The organism is Macrococcus bovicus, assembly GCF_030376725.1.
Lineage (GTDB): Bacteria > Bacillota > Bacilli > Staphylococcales > Staphylococcaceae > Macrococcus > Macrococcus bovicus.
On sequence record NZ_CP128470.1, the window covers coordinates 1 to 21,650 of the forward strand.

Below are 21,650 nucleotides of genomic sequence, written 5' to 3' on the forward strand. Positions count from 1 at the left end.
GATGATTTGTGGATAGTTATCCATAAGCTGTTTTTAACATTATACACAGCTTTTGATATTGTGAATAACCCAAATAAAATTTTTAAAGAAAGAGGTCCGCTATGAGTGGTATTGATACAATTTGGTCGTCAGTCCTGCAAAATCTAGAAAAAAAACTCTCTGCCCCTAGTTATCAGACATGGTTCGTCAATACAAAAATCAAGACGCTCAATAATCATCATATCGTTATTGAAGCACCCACTGCCTTTAACGCAGACTGGCTCATCAAAAACTATGTGCCGGTCATACAGGAGACTATTCATGAAACCATCGGGGAAACATTGACTGTCAAAATAATCTCTAATGGCGATACAGAAGAACTGACAGATCCTGAACCCGAACCTATCAAACAGACAGAAAGTGAAGTGCTTCCTAACCAGCTGAACGTTGACAATACATTCGATACGTTTGTCATCGGCAGCGGTAACCGCTTCAGCCACGCTGCCTCCCTGGCAGTTGCTGAGGCCCCTGCCAAAGCTTATAACCCGTTATTCATCTACGGGGGCGTCGGTTTAGGGAAGACCCATCTCATGCATGCTATCGGCCATTATGTCATGGAACATAAGGACAATGCACAGGTCGTCTATACTTCAAGCGAGAAGTTCACCAATGAATTCATCAACTCCATCAAGGACAATAAAACAGAGGAATTTCGTTCCAAGTACCGGAATGTCGATGTCCTGCTTATCGATGATATCCAGTTCCTTGCAGGTAAAGAATCCACTCAGGAAGAGTTCTTCCATACTTTCAACGAGCTGCATCAGAATCATAAACAGATTGTCATATCGAGCGACCGGGCACCTAAAGAAATCCCGACATTAGAAGATCGTCTGCGCTCCCGTTTTGAATGGGGATTGATCACAGACGTTACCCCGCCTGACCTCGAGACACGTATCGCGATTTTACGGAAGAAATCAGAAGAAGAAAACATTGAAATCCCTAATGAAGCGATGCTCTATATCGCAAGCCAGATTCATTCCAATATCAGAGAACTTGAAGGCGCACTCACACGTGTCAGCGCTTATTCCAAACTGGTCAAACGCGAACTGACCCCTGATCTTGTAGCGGAAGCACTGAAAGATATCATCGCGACCAGCAAACCTAAGAAAATCAGCATACAGGACATCCAGACCATTGTCGGTGCTTACTACAACGTCAGACTTGAAGACTTCACCGCTAAAAAACGCACAAAATCCATCGCTTTCCCGCGTCAGATAGCGATGTACCTTGCACGTGAACTGACGGATTATTCCTTACCTAAAATCGGGGAAGAATTCGGGGGTCGTGACCATACAACGGTCATCCATGCGCACGAAAAAATTAAAAACCAGATTGAAAATGATGAAAAACTAGCAAAGGAAATCAAAAATCTGGAACAGGAGATTCTCGGTTAACCTGTGGATAACAGTGAATAAGTGAGACAACCTTACGCACAGGTTATACACATGTGGATATCTTCAGGCTGTAAGGAACTGCGCACTTATCCACCTATTCACACCCCCTATTACTATTATTACGATTTTAAAAGATATAAAATATATATATAACGACGATAAGGAGTAACGATATGAAATTTACAATCCAGAGAGACTATTTCATCAATCAATTAAATGACACATTAAAAGCCATCTCACCCCGAACCACGTTACCCATCCTGACAGGAATCAAAATTGATGCGACTGATAATGGACTGGTCTTAACGGGTTCTGATTCAGAAGTCTCTATTGAAATCACGATTCCAGCTGAACTGAACCATGAGCAGATTGTGACGATTCAGGATAAAGGCTCTATCGTACTGCCAGGCCGTTTCTTTGTTGATATCATCAAAAAACTACCAGCGACAGATGTCACAATTGATACAAACGCACAATTCCAGGCTAAAATCACTTCTGGACAGTCGGAGTTCAATGTTTCAGGATTAGATCCGGATCAATACCCATTGTTACCGCAAGTCTCTGAAGACAGTGTGATTACGTTACCGGTTAAAGTGCTTAAAAATATGATTCGACAAACTAACTTTGCGGTGTCCACCTCAGAAACACGTCCTGTACTGACAGGTGTTAACTGGGTGATTCAAGAGAACATTCTCAGCTGTACTGCAACAGATTCACATCGACTGGCGCTGCGCCGTCTCCCGCTTGAAAACAATACAATCGAAAATATCAATGTCATCATTCCAGGTAAGGCGTTAAATGAGCTCAACAAGATTATCAGCGATGAAGATGAATCAGTAGATGTCTTCTTTGCTGCTAACCAAGTGCTCTTCAAAGTCGGTCATGTACACTTTATTTCTCGTCTATTAGAAGGCAATTATCCGGACACAAGCCGTCTGTTCCCTGAAAGCTATGAGACTTCACTCACTATCAGCAACACTGAGTTCTTCCATGCTATCGACCGTGCATCGCTCTTAGCGCGTGAAGGTGGCAACAATGTCATCAAACTCTCAACAGCAAGCGAGCACGTGGAACTCTCTTCTACTTCTCCTGAAATCGGAACAGTGAAAGAAGACGTGAAGACTTCTAAATTCGAAGGTCAGGAACTTAAGATTTCTTTTAACTCTAAATACATGATGGATGCGCTGAAGGCGATTGATAACAGTGATGTAAATGTTGAGTTTTTCGGTACCATGCGTCCTTTCATCCTGAAACCGCAGGATGATGACAATGTCGTTCAACTTATTCTGCCGATCAGAACTTATTAATGATTAACCTATGCTACCCAGCATAGGTCTTTTTTTGTTAATATAAACTGGAAGGGGTGGATTTTTATGTTAAATATCCAGAATGTAAGCAAACAATTCGGTAAATTTACAGCCGTCGACGATTTGTCATTTGAAGTACCGGCGGGTGAGATGCTCGGTTTCTTAGGCGGTAATGGTGCAGGGAAGACAACGACATTCAGAATGATTCTTGGTCTGCTTGAACGTGATGCCGGCGAGATTACTTACAAGAATCAGCCAATCACCTATGACATAACTGATGCTATCGGTTATCTGCCGGAGGAACGCGGGCTGAACCCTAAGCTCAAAGTATCTGAGCAGCTGACTTATCTGGCGAGTTTAAAGGGCATGAAAAAAACAGCTATTAAGCACGAAATCGACTACTGGCTCAAGCGTTTTGAAGTGACGGAAAATAAAGAGAAGAAGATTGAAGCATTATCTAAAGGCAATCAGCAGAAGATTCAGCTGATCGGTGCGATTATCCATCAGCCGGAACTGCTGATTTTAGATGAGCCGTTCAGTGGCCTTGATCCAGTCAATGTTGAACTGCTAAAATCGGCCGTCAAGGAAATCAATGATAAAGGCGCAACCATCATTTTCAGTTCACATCGCATGGAGCACGTCGAGGAGATGTGTGACAGAGTCTGTATTCTGGATAGAGGAAAGACAGTGGTTGAAGGAAATATTCAGCAGGTGAAGCAGGATTTCGGCCGTAAAGAAATCATCATCAGAGGTGCACATGATTTTTCATCGCTGCAGGCGATTCCGGGTGTCATCGGCTATAAAGCAGGCAGACAGGGTGTCAACCTGACCATCGATGATATTAAAGCCGCACCGGTCATCTTTGAAGCGGTCAGTCGTCTCGGCTATGTCTCTCGCTTCGAAGTGGCAGAACCGTCTCTTAACGATATATTCCTGGCAAAGGTGGGACATCAGCATGACTAAATTTATGACTACTTTTTCAATGACCTATCTGAAAAAAGTGAGCAGTAAATCTTTTATCATTACGACTCTTATCTTGATGCTCATTGTCATCGGGCTGAGCAACATAGATAAAGTGATTGATTTCTTTGATCACAGCGAAGATGAAGTGACTGCCGTAGCAGCAGATAAGGATGTGCAGAACGCCTTTGTGACAGCCTATAAGCAAGGAGATCAAGAGCGGAAGATTGAGAAAGTGACCTTGGCAGAAGGTAAAAAAGGCGTAAAAGAGGATCGTTATAAACAGCTGATCGACATTCATGAATCCAAGGGCAAGCTGACGGCGACGCTCTATTCAAAGGATGGCGGTGATAGAGCATCCATAGAACCTGTTCTGACGAGCCTGCAGGCAAGCAGAGTAGCTCAGACGCTGGACCTGACCCCTGCTGAAGTGAATGCTCTGACGGCACCGGCAGAGATTAACGAGACATCGCTCAGCCAGCCGAAGAATGAAGTGGATGAGAGCGAGAAATTCATCAATACAGCTGTGGTCTATATCGGGCTCTTCCTGATTTTCATGATCTCGCTTAATTACGCCAACCAGATGGCTACTGAGATTGCGATGGAGAAATCATCACGCGTCATTGAAATGATTGTGACGAGTGTCTCGCCGGTCAACCATATGATGGCGAAAATAGTGGCGATCCTTGCAGCTGCATTGACGCAGATGCTTGCAGTTGCCCTGACCATTTTAGCTTGTCTCTACCTTTTTGATCTGCAAGATGTGCTTAAGTCCTTTGACTTGAGTTTCGGCCCAGGTACAGTCCGCATCATCATTTATGCTGTCACCTTCCTGCTGCTCGGTCTTTTGATGAATGTCAGTGCCTCCGCAATTATCGGTGCGCTGACCAACCGCGTTGAAGATATTGCCCAGGCAGTGATGCCGGTGACTTTTCTCAACCTCGCTGCTTTTTATATCGCGATTTTCAACCTGACCACACCTGACAATATGCTGGTCAGGATCACGAGTTATATCCCGTTCTTTACACCTATGGTCATGCTGCTGAGAACGTTATCCAGCCAGACAGGTGATGTGGAGATCATCATCGGCATCATCATCTCCATTGTCACTATTGTGCTGTCTTTATTACTGGCTGCTCGTATTTATAAAGGCAGTGTCTTCAGTTACGGCAAAGGTCTGGTCAACAACTTCCGCCAGGCGCTGACCATCAAATAACTTTGTCACAAAATCTTAACGTTTACGCACTTTCTAAACCATGCTCTTTAGTATAAAATTTATACTGTAAACTACATCAAATTTGAGGAGTATGTCATGAAGAATAAAGGAAATATGATATTTGCAATGATTTTAGCGGTTATTGTCATCGGTGCGATTGCTGCGATGGTTATTTTCAATCAGGGTAGCGGTTCAGATACCACTGATTCATCTGCAAAAGCAGTGGATATAGATGTTAAAGGCCAGTCGATGATGGGAGATGAGAAAGCGCCTGTAACGATTGTGGAGTTCGGTGATTATTTATGTCCGGCTTGCCGATTCTATGATACAGAAATCCAGCCGGAAATCGTTAAAGATTATATTGATAAAGGCGAGGCGAAGATGTATTTCATCAATACACCTTTCCACGGGGCTGATTCTCTGAAAGGTGCGCGTGCTGCTGAATACGTCTGGAAGAATCATCCGGAGCAGTTCTGGGATTTCCATAATGGTTTATTTGAAGCACAGCCGACTACTCATACAGAAGGCGAAAGCTGGCTGACAGATGCCGTTATTAAAAAACAGGCAGAAAAAGCAGGTATTAAAGATACAGCTAAAGTCGTGCAATCTAAAGAAAATGCAGCGGTGAAACATGACATCGATCTGTATAGAAAACACGGCGTGACTCAGACACCGACGATTTTCGTCAACGGTAAAATGGTCAGCAACCCACTTGAACTGGAAACGATGAAAAAAGCGATTGATGAGGCGAAAAAATAATGCAGAGAAACACTCTGCTCTTCTTTGCAGCATGGATTGTGTCTATTGTCGCGATGCTCGGCAGCCTGTTTTTCTCTGAAATCAAACATTTCGTGCCTTGTGAGATGTGCTGGTATCAGCGTATACTGATGTATCCCCTGGTCCTGGTGCTAGGATTTGCGGCACTGCGTGAAGATTACCACATGAAGTTTTTAGTCCTGACTTTCTCGATCATCGGTTTCTGTTTCTCGGTCTATCACTATATGGAACAGAAGGTGCCAGGATTTGCACCTGTGAAACCGTGCGTCGGCGGTGTGCCATGCAGTACGCAGTATATCAACTGGGGCGGTTTCATCACGATTCCCTTCCTGGCTGGCACAGCATTTCTGCTTATTACAATCTGTATGCTGCTCGTTAAACGACCTGCACAAAAATAACACGAAGCGATGGATATTCCATCGCTTCTTTTTGCCTTTAAAACATGCAATTTCAGCGAAAAAAAGGTATAATTATATGATGACTTAAACGGATAGGAGGAACCGTGATATGGTGAAACAAGTCGAATTTGACGGTATAGTAACGCTCGGTCAGCTGCTGAAATCGGAAGGTATTATCGGCACAGGCGGACAGGCAAAATGGTTTTTACAGGAAAACACGGTCTACCTGAATGGTACGCTTGAAACAAGACGGGGCAAGAAACTTGCGCAGGACGATATCGTTGATATTGAAGGCGAGGGCAAGTTTAAGATTTCTTATTCTGCTGAAGGATGAAATTAAAACACCTCGACCTGACCCATTTTCGTAATTATGATAAGGTGTCCCTTGATTTTCATGATGAAGTGAATGTCCTTATCGGCTCCAATGCGCAAGGTAAGACGAATTTGCTGGAAGCCATCTACTGTCTCGCTCTGGCGAAAAGTCATCGTGCGACACAGGACAAAGAGCTGATTCAGTGGCAAGCAGACTTTGCACTTATTGAAGGCGACCTTGAATATCGTTATGGTACGATGCCGCTCTCCCTTCAGATTTCTGCGAAGGGCAAGAAAGCAAAAGCCAATCATCTTGAACAAAGCAAGCTGACGCAGTATGTCGGTCATATGAATGTAGTCTTATTCGCACCGGAGGATCTCAGCCTTGTAAAAGGCAGCCCGCAGGTCAGACGGCGCTTCATCGATATCGAAATCGGACAGATATCTGCTGTCTATTTAAACGACCTTTCCAATTATCAGCGGATTCTTAAACAGAAGAACCATTATCTCAAGCAGCTGAAGTCAGCAGGCGGCGACCGGACAATGCTGGAAGTGCTTAATCAGCAGTTTGCAGAGTATGCTGCCAAGCTGACGCTAAGAAGGCAGCAATTCATCGCACAGCTGGAAGCAAAAGCGAATGAAATTCATCGTGGTATTACGAAAAATAAAGAAAATCTCAAGATTCATTATGATGCGAGCCTCAAGCTCACTGAACATATGGCTGAGGAGACATATAGCCAGCTTACAGCTGTGATGGACCGGGAAATCGACCGCATGACGAGTCTATACGGCCCGCATCGTGACGACCTCTCCTTCTCCATCAATGATATTGATGTGCAGACTTATGGCTCCCAGGGGCAGCAACGGACAACGGCTCTATCCATGAAGCTTGCGGAAATTGAATTAATTAACGAAGAAGTCGGAGAATATCCGATTTTATTATTGGATGACGTCCTCAGTGAACTGGATGACAGCAGGCAGACTCATCTGCTGTCAACTATCCAGCACAAAGTACAGACATTTGTGACAACGACCTCAGTGGACGGCATTGAACATGAAACGATACAGGAGGCAAAGTTATTCTTTGTCGACCAAGGCAGTATAACTAATGAAGAGTAGGTGACGTGTGTGGAACAGAATTTAGATCAGTACGGTGCAGATCAGATACAGGTCCTTGAAGGGCTGGAAGCAGTACGTAAAAGACCCGGCATGTATATCGGATCGACTTCAGCAAGAGGGTTACACCATCTTGTCTGGGAGATCGTCGATAACAGTATCGATGAAGCCCTTGCCGGCTATGCCGATCACATCGTAGTGACGATAGAAAAAGATAACTGGATCCGAGTGCAGGATAATGGGCGCGGTATTCCAGTAGATATGCATAAAAAAATGGGCCGACCTGCAGTAGAAGTCATCTTAACCGTCCTTCATGCTGGGGGTAAATTCGGCGGCGGCGGTTACAAAGTTTCAGGCGGACTGCACGGCGTCGGTTCGTCTGTTGTCAATGCATTATCAAGTACGCTTGAAGTATATGTTCATCAAGATGGTAAAGTGCATCATCAGGCCTATCATAAAGGTGTGCCTGCATTTGACCTTAAAGTCGTCGATGAAACAGATAAAACCGGCACAGTGATCCGCTTCAAGGCAGACCCGGAAATCTTTACGGAAACAACAGAATATGATTATGAGACACTGCAGCAGCGTATTCGTGAACTCGCCTTTCTGAATAAAGGCATTAAAATTGAGATCAATGATGAACGCAGCGCAGACGGCAGAAGAGACGAATACTTCTACGAAGGCGGAATTCGCTCATATGTCGAAATGCTCAATGACAATAAAGAAGTTCTCTACCCGGAACCTATTTATATCCATGCGGCACGCGACGTGATAGAAGTCGAAATCGCGCTGCAGTATAACACAGGTTATGCGACGAATCTTCTGTCATACGCCAACAACATTCATACTTATGAAGGCGGTACACATGAAGAAGGCTTCAGACGTGCATTAACCCGTATCATCAATAACTACGGCTCTAAAAACAAACTGATTAAAGACAATGATGACAAGCTGACCGGCGAAGATGTACGTGAAGGTCTAGTGGCGGTCGTCTCTATCAAGCATGAGGATCCGCAGTTTGAAGGCCAGACGAAGACGAAGCTCGGAAATTCTGAAGTGCGTCAGATTACGGATTCACTGTTTGCGGAACATTTTGAACGTTTCTTATACGAAAATCCTCAAGTGGCCCGCATTATTGTTGATAAGGGCATCATGGCTTCCCGTGCGCGTCTCGCAGCAAAGAAAGCGCGTGAAGTGACGCGCCGTAAGACGGCCCTCGATGTCGCAAGTCTGCCCGGTAAACTGGCTGACTGTTCAAGTAAATCACCGGAGGAAAGCGAACTCTTCATCGTGGAGGGAGATTCTGCCGGCGGTTCAGCGAAGTCTGGTCGTAACTCGAAGACTCAAGCCATCCTGCCGCTACGAGGTAAAATCCTGAACGTAGAAAAGGCACGTCTCGATAAAATTCTCGGCAATAACGAGGTACGCTCTATGATTACAGCAATGGGCACAGGGATCGGCGGAGAATTTGATATCGCCAAAGCCCGCTATCACAAAATCGTCATTATGACCGATGCCGATGTAGATGGTGCACATATCAGAACGTTACTGCTCACTTTCTTCTACCGCTTTATGCGACCGTTGATTGATGCCGGTTATATTTATATCGCTCAGCCACCGCTCTACAAAGTGGAACAAGGGAAGAAGACATATTATGTTTACAATGACCGTGAGTTAGACAGACTCCGCAGTGAACTGCCGGCCACACCTAAGATACAGCTGGCCCGCTACAAAGGTTTAGGTGAGATGAACGCCGATCAGTTATGGGAAACCACAATGAATCCGGAGAACAGAAGCATGTTACAGGTGACTTTAACAGATGCTATTGAAGCGGATCAGACATTTGAAATGCTGATGGGTGATGTAGTAGAGTATCGCCGCCAGTTTATTGAGGATAATGCTCAATACGCGACATTAGACGTATAGGAGGCGCCGAAATGGCTGAAAACAACGAAAGAGTACAGGAAAGAAATATCAGTAAGGAAATGCGCGAGTCGTTTCTTGATTACGCGATGAGTGTTATCGTGGCCCGTGCATTACCTGATGTTCGTGATGGCATGAAGCCCGTACATCGACGTATTCTGTACGGCATGAATGACCAGGGTATGACATCAGACAAACCTTACAAGAAGTCAGCACGTATCGTCGGGGACGTCATGGGTAAATATCACCCGCATGGTGACTCTTCTATCTACGAAGCAATGGTCCGGATGGCGCAGGACTTCAGCTATCGCTACCCACTGGTCGATGGACAGGGGAACTTCGGTTCTATGGACGGCGACGGTGCTGCTGCCATGCGTTATACAGAGGCACGTATGACGAAGCTGGCGATGGAGATGATGCGTGATATCAACAAGGATACGATTGATTTTACGGATAACTATGATGGTAATGAACGTGAGCCGGTCGTCCTGCCCGCGCGCTTCCCTAACCTGCTCGTGAATGGTGCCTCAGGGATTGCAGTAGGTATGGCGACCAATATTCCGCCGCATAATATGACAGAAGTGATTGATGGGGTGCTCGCACTCAGTCATAACCCTGATATCACGATTCCAGAGCTGATGGATTATATCCACGGCCCGGACTTTCCGACTGCGGGTCTTATTTTAGGCCGTAGCGGTATTCGTCGTGCTTATGAAACGGGGCGTGGTTCGGTCATTATGCGTGCCAAGACATTGATTGAGACCCGAAGTAACGGCAAAGAAACAATCGTCGTGACAGAAATTCCGTATCAGGTCAATAAAGCGAAGCTCGTCGAGAAGATTGCAGAGCTCGCCCGTGATAAGAAGATAGACGGCATTACTGACCTCCGTGATGAGACGAGTTTAAAAGAAGGCGTCAGAATTGTGATTGACATCCGCCGTGATGCCAATGCGAACGTCATCTTGAACAATCTGTACAAATTGACCCCTCTGCAGACGACATTTGGTATGAATATGCTCGCTATCGTCAATCAGAAGCCTGAATTACTGAATCTGAAGCAGATGCTCCATCATTACCTTGAGCATCAGAAAGTAGTGATTCGTCGTCGTACCGTCTATAACCTGAAAAAAGCAGAAGACCGTGCGCATCTTCTTGAAGGCTTACGCATAGCACTCGATAATATCGACCGTATTATTGAACTGATCCGTGCTTCAGAGAATGACCATGTTGCTATCCATGAGCTGCAGACACAGTTCAGCCTGTCTGAACGTCAGGCGCAGGCTATTCTCGATATGCGTCTTCGTCGATTGACAGGTCTCGAACGCGACAAGATTGAAGCCGAGTATCAGGAACTGATGAAATATATAGCAGAGCTGAAGGAAATTCTGGCAGATGAAGAACGGATTTTAGCGGTCATCCGCGAGGAACTGACTGAAATCAAAGAGAAGTTCGGAGATGGTCGCCGTACTGAGATTACAGTCGGCGGTTATGACATGCTGGAAGATGAAGATCTGATTCCAGAAGACCATGTGGTCATCACACTGAGTCACAATAACTATATCAAGCGTCTGTCAGCATCCACTTATCGTGCACAGAACCGCGGGGGCCGTGGCATACAAGGCATGAACACGATTGAGGATGACTTTGTCAGCCAGATTGTCACAACGTCTACGCATGACCACGTACTGTTCTTCACGAATAAAGGACGTGTCTATAAGCTGAAAGGTTATGAGATTCCCGAGCTGTCTCGTCAGTCCAAAGGCATTCCTATTGTTAATGCACTGGAACTTGAGAAAGACGAAAGTATCAGCCAGATGATTGCTGTGAAGAATCTGGAGCGTGAAGATGCCTTTATTATCTTTGCAACGAAAAAAGGACTCGTTAAACGTTCAAGCCTGGCGAACTTTGCGCGTATCAATAAGAACGGCAAGATTGCCATCAGTTTCCGCGAGGATGATGAATTAGTCGGTGTACGTTTATCTGAAGGGGGCAACCAGCTGATCATCGGAACGAAGAATGCGTCACTGGTTCGTTTTGAAGAAGAATCATTGCGCCCGCTTGGCCGAACAGCGGCAGGCGTGAAAGGGATCACTCTGCGTGCTGGCGATGAAGTCATCGGACTGGATGTCGTCAGACCGGATAGCGAAGAAGAGATTCTCGTTGTCACTGATAAAGGTTATGGTAAGCGGACAACGGTAACGGATTACCGTGTCTCCAACCGCGGAGGTATGGGAATCAAAACGGCGACCCTGACTGAACGGAATGGTTCTCTTGTCTACTTCGCAACAGTAACAGGCGATGAGGATTTAATGATTGTCACTGATAAAGGTGTCATCATCCGTTTAGATGTGAACTCTATCTCGCGCACAGGCCGGAGCACGCAAGGCGTGAAGCTGATTCGTCTCTCAGATGACCAGTTTGTTGCGACCGTCGCAAAAGTAGAGAAAGAGGAAGAAGAAGTGGTGGCGCCTCAGGAAGAAAACATGACCGAATTATCGCGGGAAAAAATGGATGAAGAGATTGAACAATCAAACGGCTATCTGGTAGGTGAAGCAGAAGAACAATCTGAAGAAGAAGAAACAGATATCTTCGAAGATAGTGAAGATGTGGATACACTGGATGAAATCCGTAATCAGGAAAATGAATAGTATTTCCGGAGAAATAAATAAGGATGATGCCTCGGCATCATCCTTATTTTGCTTCCAGTTTTTTCATCATAAACGGAATTTCATTAATGATCATGGACGGGGGTGTGACATACATCGTCTGAGATAACTGGTCACCGATTTTACTGTGGATATAGACCGCATATTTGATGGCTTCCTCTGTCTCGAACTGACCGATAAACCCTGCTATCATGCCGGCGAGTGTGTCACCCATGCCGCCTGTCGCCATTGCAGGATTTCCTTTATCAATTTTATAGTCCCCTGTCTTCAGGTAAAGTTCAGTATGATGTTTTTTTAAGATGACGTGTGCTCCCAGTTCATCAGCTGCCTGACGATTTCGCTCCGGTGTCTGGTCATCAATTTTAATACCGCTCAGTCTTTCCCATTCCATCTGATGAGGCGTGAAGATAACCTCGCAGTCCGGGAGTGTCAGACGCAGCTTGCTGAAGATAGTAATCGCATCCCCGTCAATAATAATAGTCTGATGCGGCTGTACATGCTGCAGGATAAAAGTCAGCGTATTGTTCCCTTTAATATCAAGACCAAGACCAGGACCGACCAGGATACAATCTGCCTCAGTCACAAGTTTTGTCAGTCTTTTAATGTCATTCAGATCACTGACCATTGCTTCTGGACAGCGGGAATGAAGCGCCGTGTGATTGGAATGGTGTGTACAGACCGTCGTAAGGCCGCCTCCGCTATAGACACAAGCACGTGAAGACAGCATGATAGAACCGCCCATGTTCTGATTGCCGCCGATTAACAGGATGCGGCCATAATCGCCTTTATGAGACTGATCTTCGCGTTTTGGTATGGTGATGCTGTCAATTGTTTGCATATAAGACTCCCTTAAATTTAATATCATCATTTTAACAGAATAGTTTGCATTCTTAAAGTTTGTCTGATAATATGTAAATAACTTAATAAGACATTGTCTCGGAATAAGTACTTTCTTCTTCTTTCAAAGAGAGTCAGTGGTGGGTGTGAACTGGCAAAGAACAGAAACGAAATCTATCCGTTTAAGTAGACAATCGGTTTAACCGTTATGTTAATGAAGTGAACAGCTCCGGCTGTTAATTAGGGTGGCAACGCGTAATACCACGTCCCTTTCAAGGGACGTGGTATTTTTTTGTCCCCAAAAATAAAAAGGAGGCAATACAATGTTAGATATCAAAATGTTTAGAACTGAACCTGATTTAGTGAAAAAGAAACTTGAAATGCGTGGTATTGATACTTCCCTGGTGGAGAAAATCGTTGAGCTTGATAAGAAAGCGCGTGAACTCACACAGCAGACTGAAGAACTGAAAGCGAAGCGTAATAAAGCAAGTGAAGAAATTGCCTTGAAAAAGCGTAACAAGGAAAACGCAGATGAAGCAATTGAAGCGATGCGTGTCGTAGGCGAAGATATCAAGAAAATCGACGGGGAACTGAATCAGCTGAACGCAGATCTCAAGCTCGAGCTGTCAAGCATTCCGAACTTAGTGAGTGACGAAACGCCATTCGGTAAAGATGAGGACGAGAACGTCGAGGTTCGCAAATGGGGTACACCACGTGAGTTTGATTTTGAGGCTAAAGCTCACTGGGATATCGTTGAAGATTTAAAAATGGCAGATTTTGACCGTGCAGCAAAAGTATCGGGTGCACGCTTTGCCTTCCTGACACGTGACGGTGCGCGCTTGGAACGTGCGCTTTATAACTTCATGCTTGATCTGCATACAAAAGAGCATGGTTACCAGGAGATGGTGACACCACAACTTGTCAACGCAGACTCTATGTATGGGACAGGACAATTACCGAAGTTCGAAGAAGATTTGTTCAAGATTGAAAAAGAAGGACTTTATGCGATTCCGACATCTGAAGTGCCGCTGACAAACTACTACCGCAATGAAATCATGGATGTCAATCAATTCCCAGTGAAGTTCACTGCACTGACAGCATGTTTCCGTTCTGAAGCAGGTTCTGCTGGTCGCGATACACGTGGCTTGATCCGTATGCATCAGTTCAATAAAGTTGAAATGGTGCGTTTCGAGTTACCTGAGAATTCTTATGCTGCACTTGAAGAGATGACAGCGAACGGCGAGAAGGTTCTTCAGTTGCTGAATATTCCTTACCGCACCATCGCTTTATGTTCTGGTGATATTGGATTCGGTGCTGCGAAGACTTACGATATCGAAGTCTGGTTACCAAGCTACAATGCATATAAAGAAATCAGCTCATGCTCTAACATGACTGACTTCCAGGCACGTCGTTCTAACATCCGTTTCAAACGTGAAAAAGATGGTAAAACAGAATACGTTCATACATTAAATGGTTCAGGACTGGCAGTCGGCCGTACATTTGCTGCCGTTTTAGAGAACTATCAGAATGAAGACGGTACTATTACAGTACCTGAGGCTCTTGTTCCTTATATGGGCGGCCAGACAGTCATTAAATAACATCAATCCCTCTGCTATTAATGAGTAGAGGGATATTTTGTATTCAAACACATTTAAAAGGGTATATAAATAAAAGATGAGCGTTTCACTTTAATATAAAAAATATATTTGATATATTAAATATATTAAATAAATAATAAATGAAAGAGGTTATTCAAATGACAAACTTTAAATTAGATCCAGTTCACAGTTCGGTCGCTTTTTCAGTCAAACATCTGATGGTTTCTAAGATAACAGGTGAGTTCAAAGATTTCGACGGAGAATTAACTGGAGATGTGAACGACGTTTCTTCCTTACGATTTAAGGGCTCAGTCAAAGTGGATTCTATCGATACTCGTAATGCAGATCGTGATGGTCACTTAAAATCAGCTGATTTCTTCGATGCTGAACAATATCCGGACATCACTTTCGTCTCTGAGTCCATCACTGATTCTAAAGTAACAGGTAACTTAACAATCAAAGGTGAAACTCATCAAGAAACGTTCGACATCGAATATAACGGTGCTTCTAAAAATCCGATGTCTGGAGGGCAAGTGACAGGTATCGTCGTAACCGGGAAAATCAACCGTGAAGATTACGGTATCAGCTGGAACCAGGCGCTTGAAACAGGCGGTGTGATGGTCAGTAAAGATGTAGCGTTCACAGTCGGGCTGGAATTTGCAATCGAAGAATAAGAAGATTTACAAGCCATGCAGATGCATGGTTTTTTTTGTTGGTGTGTCGATACATTGAGCAATCAAGCCAATAGTTGTAAAATAGTAAAGAATGAAATTTATGTGAGAAAGAGAGTTTTTAAATTTGAAAATTGATTTTCTGAAGACAGGTATCATCACGCTGATCCTCCTGCTGATGACCTTACTGATTCATACAGCGCCTGGGGTTATAATCTTGCTGGCACCATTTTCGCTGCTGCCAGGCGTCTATCTCTATATGAAGAGCAAGCCTTCTTTTTATGTGATGGCAGGCATTGTCACACTTGTATCCATGATTTTTACATCCATCATTGCTTTTCAGATTGTTCTTGCTATTCTTGTCATGAGTTATGTACTCGGTTATTTACTGACAGAGCGGGCTTCCAGAGAAAACATGCTTTTCATCATGACGACTTTGCTCAGTATGTATACGCTCATTTCAGTTATTTTCCTGCAGCTGGCTGATCTGGCCCCGACCACCAAGGCATGGTTCAGTGATTTGAAAAACACGTACTTCACGTTAATGAAAAGTGAGATTGAGGCAGGACATGTGTCGAAAGAAAGCGTGGCCCTTTTCAATACAGCACTAGATGCAATGCAGATGCAGGTGCCGGGGCTGATCATCTTTAATCTGTTCTTATTGATTCTGCTGACACTGGTCATTACGCTGCCGATTTTACGCAGCTTCAAAATTGCCACGCCTAATTTCAGACCGCTCTATTTCTGGAATGTACCTAAGATGGCCCTGTATCTCTACTTCATTGTCACCATCATCAGCTGGTTTCTGGTGCCAGAGGACGTCGTTCTGCTCGGTATAGTCCTCAACTTAAAGTATGTGTTAGAATGGATTATGTTCATCCAAGGTTTATCATTACTGAGTTTCTTCTTGAAAGTGAAACGCATTCCAACAGTTTTTGGTGTGCTGCTTTTCATCATGGCCTTTCTGATGGCACCTGTCACGCAGCTATTTGGCGTGCTTGATTTAATCTTCAGGATGAAAACCAAAATCAAACCTTAATAGGAGGCAGTTAAATGGACCGTAAGTATATGAGACAGACCCTCATTACACCGTTTATTGTAATGGTTATTCTCGTCTTCATTTTAATCGCACTGCTGTTTACTGTGCATCCTGTTATGGCACTTCTGGCGGGCTGTATCGCTGTGATCATCATGATCATCACAGGTGTCATCTTGAAAAAGAATATGGCGCGGAGTGAAGCGTATTTTGAGAATATAGCGGTGAAAGTCAGTAAAGGCAATGCCGTTGCGATCAATCAGATTCCGGTCGGCATGATCCTCCTGAATCAGTCAGATAAAGTGGAGTGGTATAACCAGTTCATTCGTGAGAAGATAGATCGTCCCATACTGGCGGATGCAATCAATGAGATTTTCCCTAATCTGCTTAATCAATTAAAGATTCAAGGCGTCAATGAAGTACATACACAGTATAAAGAGACAAAATTCAAAGTCCGCTATGCAGAAGAGATGCATATGCTCTATTTCCTGGATGAGACCGAACGCGTTGAGACATTTGAAGTTTACGAGGAATCCCAGCCGGTTATCGGTATGGTCTTTCTGGATAACTATGATGAGATCACTCAGAATATGAACGACGCCAACAGGACTGAAATGAACAGCATGATGACCAATGCAGTCAATGAATGGGCGGCCGAAAATCATATCTATGTTAAACGCTTCTCTTCTGATCAGTTTGTTATTTTCCTGAACAACCGTATTCTCGTTGACCTGGAAACAACCAAGTTCAATCTGCTGGACCGTATTCGTGAGAAGAGCCGTGATAAAAAGACACATCTTACGCTGAGTATCGGGATAGGAGAAGGAACGGATAACTTGATTACACTCGGTGAACTCGCGCAGTCAAGTCTTGACCTGGCTTTAGGTCGCGGTGGTGATCAGGTCGCGATCAAAAATACCTCTGGCGGTGTCCGTTTCTTCGGCGGTAAGACGAATCCGATGGAAAAAAGAACGCGTGTCCGTGCCCGGGTTATCTCTCATGCGCTGCGGGATATTCTGATTGAAGGAGATAACGTCATCATCATGGGCCATAAACGGCCTGATATGGATGCCATCGGTGCAGCTATAGGCGTGGCGCGTTTCGCCCGCATGAATGATCTGAATGCCTATATCGTACTTAATGCTTATGATATCGATGAGACACTCAGCCGAGTGATGCTTGAGATCGAAGAGAAACCTGAACTGAAGGAAATATTCATTACATCTGATGAAGCCTGGTCGCTCATGACGAATCGCACCACTTTAGTAGTTGTTGACACCCATAAACCAGATATGGTGATCGATGAGAACATCCTGAATAAGGCATCACGTAAAGTGGTCATTGACCATCATCGCCGGGGTGAAGACTTTATTTCAAGCCCTCTTCTTGTCTATATGGAACCTTACGCAAGCTCAACAGCAGAACTGGTGACAGAACTGCTTGAATACCAGCCGGAAGAGCATAAGCTGACGCGGCTGGAATCAACCGTCATGTTAGCCGGAATCATCGTCGATACCCGGAACTTTACGCTGCGTACGGGTTCACGGACCTTTGATGCCGCCAGCTATTTAAGAAGTCACGGTGCAGATACCATTCTCTGTCAGCATTTCCTGAAAGACAATATGGATACCTATCTGCAGCGCAGCGAACTGATCAAGACGGTGCAGCTAGGTCGAGACGGGATTGCGATTGCCAATGGTGATGAGACTACTATCTTTGATCCGGTGACCATTGCCCAGGCGGCAGATGAACTGCTGAGTATCAATGGTGTAGAGGCTTCATTTGTAGTAGCAAGGCGGGCGGACGATGTCGTCGGTATCTCAGCGCGGTCACTGGGCGAAATCAATGTTCAGCTGGTGATGGAAGCGCTGGGCGGCGGGGGTCACCTCTCAAACGCTGCCGTACAGCTGAGCGGCGTTACAGTCGAAAACGCTATTCTTGATTTAGAAGACGCAATAGAAGAACAATTCAAAAGGAGTGAACTATCATGAAAGTAATTTTCATACAGGACGTTAAAGGTAAAGGTAAAAAAGGTGAAGTGAAAGAAGTACCTGTTGGTTACGCAAACAACTTCCTGCTGAAAAATAAATATGCCATCGAGGCGACACCAGGCAACCTTAAACAGCTGGATGCCCAAAATCAGCGTATCGAAAAAGATAAAGAACAGCATTTAATCGATGCACAGAACTTAAAAGAAAAATTAGAGGCACTGGAAGTTGAAGTGAAGGCGAAATCTGGAGATGGCGGACGTCTGTTTGGTTCAGTCAGCACGAAGCAGATTGTAGAGGCATTGAAAGAACAGCATGGTATCAAGATTGATAAACGTAAAATGGACCTGCCGGACGGCATCAGAAGTCTAGGTTACACCAATGTGCCCGTTAAACTGCATAATCAGGTGTCAGGTACGTTGAAAGTTCACGTCACTGAAATGTAAGAAGGAGGCGCACAGATGGAAGATTTTAATTCCATGCAGATGCCCCATCATTTAGAAGCAGAGCAATCTGTTCTGGGTGCGATTCTGCTGGATCCTGAGCTTTTGATTCCCACGCTCGAAAAACTTTTACCGCAGCATTTTTATCGCAGAAGTCATCAGCATATCTTCCAGGCTATGCTTTCTCTGTCTGAAAAGAACGCACAACTTGATATCGTCACATTGACGGATCAGATGACGAAGGAAGGGACACTGGAAGAAGCCGGTGGACCGATCTACCTGTCAGAACTGTCAGAGATTGTACCGACGACACGCAATATTGATTTCTATACAGAGATCGTCTTTAACGATGCAGTCAAACGGCAGTTGATCCATGTAGCTGATTCCATCGCGAAAGACGGCTATAATCAAGAACTTGAACTGGAATCTCTGCTCAGTGATGCAGAGAAGCGGATTATGAATATCTCGAGCGACCGGGGAACAGACGGCTTTCAGAATATCCGTGATATCCTGCAGGTGGTCTTTGAAAACGCTGAGGATCTGGACCGTAACCAAGGACAGACACCCGGTATCCCAACCGGCTACCGTGACTTGGATAAAATGACTGCAGGCTTCAACCGCAATGACCTCATTATCATTGCTGCACGTCCTTCTGTCGGTAAGACAGCCTTTGCCCTGAATATTGCGCAGCAAGTCGCTACCCATGACAATAACTATTCTGTTGCTATATTCTCACTGGAGATGGGGGCCGATCAGCTGGCCACCCGTATGATCTGCAGCACAGGTAATGTCGATTCCAACCGATTGCGGACGGGAACGATGGAAAATGAAGACTGGAACCGGTTTACGGTTGCGATCGGTAAGCTCTCCCGTACTAAAATATTCATCGATGACACGCCGGGTATCCGCATAACAGATATCCGTGCGAAAAGTCGCCGTCTGAAGCAGGAGCACGGTTTAGATATGATACTGATCGACTACCTGCAGCTGATCCAGGGATCAGGCTCAAGAAGTTCTGACAATCGACAGCAGGAAGTGTCAGAGATCTCCCGTATGCTGAAATCACTGGCCCGTGAGCTGGAATGTCCGGTTATTGCCCTCAGTCAGCTGTCACGTGGCGTCGAGCAGCGACAAGACAAACGTCCGATGATGAGTGATATCCGTGAATCTGGATCGATTGAACAGGATGCTGATATTGTCGCCTTCCTCTACCGGGATGATTATTATAACCGGGGAAATAACGAAGATGGCGAAGAAAATACTGATGCCGGGGCACAGGATGAGAACGGTGAGATTGAAATTATCATCGCTAAGCAGCGTAATGGTCCGACAGGCACCGTCAAGCTGAATTTCATGAAGCAGTACAACAAGTTTGCAGATATCAGCTATGAATATGAAGGCTTTGAAAATTAATTAAAACGTACATTTTTGATATAAAAATCAAAAATGTACGTTTTTTAGTCTGTTTTTAAGTAATTGATAAAGAGGATGTCTGTATCATGAAGAGTTGATAAAATACGCTTAGACCTTGATATTACAGTATTTTAGTACGATTCTGATATTTTCGGGCGTGAGACCTTGGCGCTTAAAATTTACATTTTAAACGTTCGGGTTTTGTTTGATTTTTAAGACGCTTATTGGTAAAATGGCTAAGGTTATTAAATTTGGAGGTGCAAGAATGTCATCTATCGTAGTTGTTGGTACACAATGGGGAGACGAAGGTAAAGGGAAAATCACAGACTTCTTAGCAGAACAGGCAACAGTTATTGCACGTTTTTCAGGCGGTAACAACGCAGGACATACTATTAAATTCGGCGGCGAGACTTACAAATTACACTTAGTGCCATCCGGCATTTTTTATTCAGATAAATTAGCAGTCATCGGTAACGGTGTGGTGGTTGATCCAGTTGCGTTACTGAAAGAACTGGATGCATTGAATGAACGCGGTATCTCAACAGACAATCTGCGTATTTCAAACCGTGCACAAGTAATTCTGCCTTATCACTTAAAACAGGATGAACTGGAAGAAGAAAAACGCGGTGACAATAAAATCGGTACGACTAAGAAAGGGATCGGTCCTGCCTATGTAGATAAAGTGCAGCGCATCGGTATCCGTATGGCTGATCTGCTGGACGAGGAAACGTTCCGTACTTTACTGACACAGAACTTGGCGATGAAAAACGAGCTGTTTGAAAAAATGTTCGGTGCAGAAGGCTTTAAATTTGAGGATATCTTTGATGAGTATTTTGCAGCAGGACAGCGTCTTGCCGGCTACGTAACGGATACGGCGAAAGTGCTGGATGATGCGTTCCATGCAGATGAAAAAGTATTATTCGAAGGCGCGCAAGGTGTCATGCTTGATATCGATCATGGGACTTATCCGTTTGTGACATCAAGTAATCCGATTGCCGGTAACGTCACAGTCGGTACAGGTGTCGGTCCGACGTTTGTAGACCGTGTCATCGGTGTATGTAAAGCCTATACTTCCCGTGTAGGGGACGGTCCATTCCCGACTGAATTATTCGACGCTGATGGTCATCACATTCGTGAAGTCGGCAGAGAATATGGAACGACAACAGGGCGTCCGCGCCGTGTCGGCTGGTTTGACTCAGTGGTCCTACGTCACTCTCGTCGAGTAAGTGGTATCACTGATCTGTCTATCAACTCCATCGATGTGCTGACAGGTCTTGAGACCATTAAAATCTGTACAGCATACGAACTGGACGGGGAAGAAATCACCGAGTACCCAGCAAACCTGAACAACTTAAAACGATGCAAACCTATCTTCGAAGAACTGCCAGGCTGGACAGAAGATGTGACGGGCTGCAAAACGATGGAAGAGTTGCCTGATAACGCACGTCGTTATTTAGAACGTATTTCAGAATTATGCGATGTAAAAATTTCAATCTTCTCAGTCGGGCCTGACCGTACACAGACCAATTTACTTGAAGATTTATGGCAGAACTAAA

At 44.7% G+C, this 21,650-nt stretch carries 18 protein-coding genes and 1 other annotated feature; of the genes, 17 read left to right on the top strand and 1 reads right to left on the bottom strand.

The window, feature by feature from the left end; all coding sequences use genetic code 11:
- The first annotated feature begins 101 nt into the window (after positions 1-101).
- The 10 genes from dnaA to gyrA all read left to right on the top strand — a co-directional run bounded on the left by dnaA (position 102) and on the right by gyrA (position 12,090).
- Positions 102-1,433, top strand: coding sequence for a chromosomal replication initiator protein DnaA (dnaA, locus tag QSV55_RS00425; protein ID WP_133452123.1), 1,332 nt, complete (start codon positions 102-104; stop codon positions 1,431-1,433).
- Positions 1,434-1,606: 173 nt separating this feature from the next.
- Positions 1,607-2,740 carry a DNA polymerase III subunit beta gene (gene dnaN / locus QSV55_RS00430; RefSeq protein ID WP_133452122.1) on the top strand — a complete coding sequence of 378 codons (1,134 nt, stop codon included), beginning with the start codon at positions 1,607-1,609 and terminating at the stop codon, positions 2,738-2,740.
- Positions 2,741-2,806: 66 nt separating this feature from the next.
- Positions 2,807-3,703, top strand: coding sequence for an ABC transporter ATP-binding protein (locus QSV55_RS00435; protein WP_289650245.1), 897 nt, complete (start codon positions 2,807-2,809; stop codon positions 3,701-3,703).
- Entirely contained in the window at positions 3,696-4,916 is a 1,221-nt protein-coding gene (locus tag QSV55_RS00440) for an ABC transporter permease (protein ID WP_289650246.1), read from the top strand. The genes QSV55_RS00435 and QSV55_RS00440 overlap by 8 nt, the downstream gene beginning before the upstream one ends.
- Before the next feature lie 96 nt (positions 4,917-5,012).
- A complete protein-coding gene (locus QSV55_RS00445) occupies positions 5,013-5,675 on the top strand; it encodes a DsbA family protein (RefSeq protein WP_289650247.1) in 663 nt (220 codons plus the stop codon).
- Entirely contained in the window at positions 5,675-6,091 is a 417-nt protein-coding gene (locus tag QSV55_RS00450; RefSeq protein ID WP_289650248.1) for a disulfide oxidoreductase, read from the top strand. Before QSV55_RS00445 ends, QSV55_RS00450 begins: the two co-directional genes overlap by 1 nt.
- A 109-nt stretch (positions 6,092-6,200) precedes the next feature.
- On the top strand, positions 6,201-6,425 hold the full coding sequence (yaaA, locus tag QSV55_RS00455; RefSeq protein ID WP_133452117.1) for a S4 domain-containing protein YaaA: 225 nt from the start codon (positions 6,201-6,203) through the stop codon (positions 6,423-6,425).
- Positions 6,422-7,522, top strand: coding sequence for a DNA replication/repair protein RecF (recF, locus tag QSV55_RS00460; protein ID WP_133452116.1), 1,101 nt, complete (start codon positions 6,422-6,424; stop codon positions 7,520-7,522). Before yaaA ends, recF begins: the two co-directional genes overlap by 4 nt.
- Before the next feature lie 9 nt (positions 7,523-7,531).
- Positions 7,532-9,445 carry a DNA topoisomerase (ATP-hydrolyzing) subunit B gene (gene gyrB, locus QSV55_RS00465; RefSeq protein ID WP_208001520.1) on the top strand — a complete coding sequence of 638 codons (1,914 nt, stop codon included), beginning with the start codon at positions 7,532-7,534 and terminating at the stop codon, positions 9,443-9,445.
- Positions 9,446-9,456: 11 nt separating this feature from the next.
- Positions 9,457-12,090, top strand: coding sequence for a DNA gyrase subunit A (gene gyrA, locus QSV55_RS00470; protein ID WP_289650249.1), 2,634 nt, complete (start codon positions 9,457-9,459; stop codon positions 12,088-12,090).
- Between the two features lie 43 nt (positions 12,091-12,133).
- Here gyrA and QSV55_RS00475 read toward each other — a convergent pair whose 3' ends face one another.
- Entirely contained in the window at positions 12,134-12,946 is an 813-nt protein-coding gene (locus QSV55_RS00475) for an NAD(P)H-hydrate dehydratase (RefSeq protein WP_133452113.1), read from the bottom strand.
- Between the two features lie 84 nt (positions 12,947-13,030).
- Positions 13,031-13,219, top strand: a binding site (T-box leader).
- Between the two features lie 49 nt (positions 13,220-13,268).
- Between QSV55_RS00475 and serS the strand changes: the two genes are divergently transcribed.
- From serS to QSV55_RS00510, 7 genes are all read left to right on the top strand, one after another.
- Complete coding sequence (serS, locus tag QSV55_RS00480) at positions 13,269-14,543, top strand: serine--tRNA ligase (protein WP_289650250.1); 1,275 nt, start codon at positions 13,269-13,271, stop codon at positions 14,541-14,543.
- A 158-nt stretch (positions 14,544-14,701) separates the two neighbouring features.
- A complete protein-coding gene (locus tag QSV55_RS00485) occupies positions 14,702-15,217 on the top strand; it encodes a YceI family protein (protein WP_289650251.1) in 516 nt (171 codons plus the stop codon).
- A 124-nt stretch (positions 15,218-15,341) separates the two neighbouring features.
- Positions 15,342-16,253, top strand: a complete 912-nt coding sequence (locus QSV55_RS00490; RefSeq protein ID WP_289650252.1) for a DUF2232 domain-containing protein — start codon at positions 15,342-15,344, stop codon at positions 16,251-16,253.
- Positions 16,254-16,267: 14 nt separating this feature from the next.
- Complete coding sequence (locus QSV55_RS00495) at positions 16,268-18,241, top strand: DHH family phosphoesterase (protein WP_289650253.1); 1,974 nt, start codon at positions 16,268-16,270, stop codon at positions 18,239-18,241.
- Positions 18,238-18,684, top strand: a complete 447-nt coding sequence (rplI, locus tag QSV55_RS00500) for a 50S ribosomal protein L9 (RefSeq protein WP_133452108.1) — start codon at positions 18,238-18,240, stop codon at positions 18,682-18,684. The genes QSV55_RS00495 and rplI overlap by 4 nt, the downstream gene beginning before the upstream one ends.
- A gap of 15 nt (positions 18,685-18,699) precedes the next feature.
- Positions 18,700-20,094, top strand: coding sequence for a replicative DNA helicase (gene dnaB, locus QSV55_RS00505; protein ID WP_289650254.1), 1,395 nt, complete (start codon positions 18,700-18,702; stop codon positions 20,092-20,094).
- A 265-nt stretch (positions 20,095-20,359) separates the two neighbouring features.
- Positions 20,360-21,649 (top strand): adenylosuccinate synthase, encoded by a 1,290-nt coding sequence (locus QSV55_RS00510; RefSeq protein ID WP_289650255.1) that lies wholly within the window; start codon positions 20,360-20,362, stop codon positions 21,647-21,649.
- The last annotated feature ends 1 nt before the right edge of the window (position 21,650 follow it).

Bases quoted from the DNA above. Each gene is read 5' to 3' on its own strand.
- QSV55_RS00440 (WP_289650246.1), top strand. From the start codon at position 3,696: ATGACTAAATTTATGACTACTTTTTCAATGACCTATCTGAAAAAAGTG.
- dnaA (WP_133452123.1), top strand. From the start codon at position 102: ATGAGTGGTATTGATACAATTTGGTCGTCAGTCCTGCAAAATCTAGAA.
- QSV55_RS00445 (WP_289650247.1), top strand. From the start codon at position 5,013: ATGAAGAATAAAGGAAATATGATATTTGCAATGATTTTAGCGGTTATT.
- recF (WP_133452116.1), top strand. From the start codon at position 6,422: ATGAAATTAAAACACCTCGACCTGACCCATTTTCGTAATTATGATAAG.
- dnaB (WP_289650254.1), top strand. From the start codon at position 18,700: ATGGAAGATTTTAATTCCATGCAGATGCCCCATCATTTAGAAGCAGAG.
- rplI (WP_133452108.1), top strand. From the start codon at position 18,238: ATGAAAGTAATTTTCATACAGGACGTTAAAGGTAAAGGTAAAAAAGGT.
- QSV55_RS00475 (WP_133452113.1), bottom strand. From the start codon at position 12,946: ATGCAAACAATTGACAGCATCACCATACCAAAACGCGAAGATCAGTCT.
- QSV55_RS00435 (WP_289650245.1), top strand. From the start codon at position 2,807: ATGTTAAATATCCAGAATGTAAGCAAACAATTCGGTAAATTTACAGCC.
- dnaN (WP_133452122.1), top strand. From the start codon at position 1,607: ATGAAATTTACAATCCAGAGAGACTATTTCATCAATCAATTAAATGAC.
- yaaA (WP_133452117.1), top strand. From the start codon at position 6,201: ATGGTGAAACAAGTCGAATTTGACGGTATAGTAACGCTCGGTCAGCTG.
- gyrA (WP_289650249.1), top strand. From the start codon at position 9,457: ATGGCTGAAAACAACGAAAGAGTACAGGAAAGAAATATCAGTAAGGAA.
- QSV55_RS00495 (WP_289650253.1), top strand. From the start codon at position 16,268: ATGGACCGTAAGTATATGAGACAGACCCTCATTACACCGTTTATTGTA.
- QSV55_RS00450 (WP_289650248.1), top strand. From the start codon at position 5,675: ATGCAGAGAAACACTCTGCTCTTCTTTGCAGCATGGATTGTGTCTATT.
- serS (WP_289650250.1), top strand. From the start codon at position 13,269: ATGTTAGATATCAAAATGTTTAGAACTGAACCTGATTTAGTGAAAAAG.
- QSV55_RS00510 (WP_289650255.1), top strand. From the start codon at position 20,360: ATGTCATCTATCGTAGTTGTTGGTACACAATGGGGAGACGAAGGTAAA.
- QSV55_RS00485 (WP_289650251.1), top strand. From the start codon at position 14,702: ATGACAAACTTTAAATTAGATCCAGTTCACAGTTCGGTCGCTTTTTCA.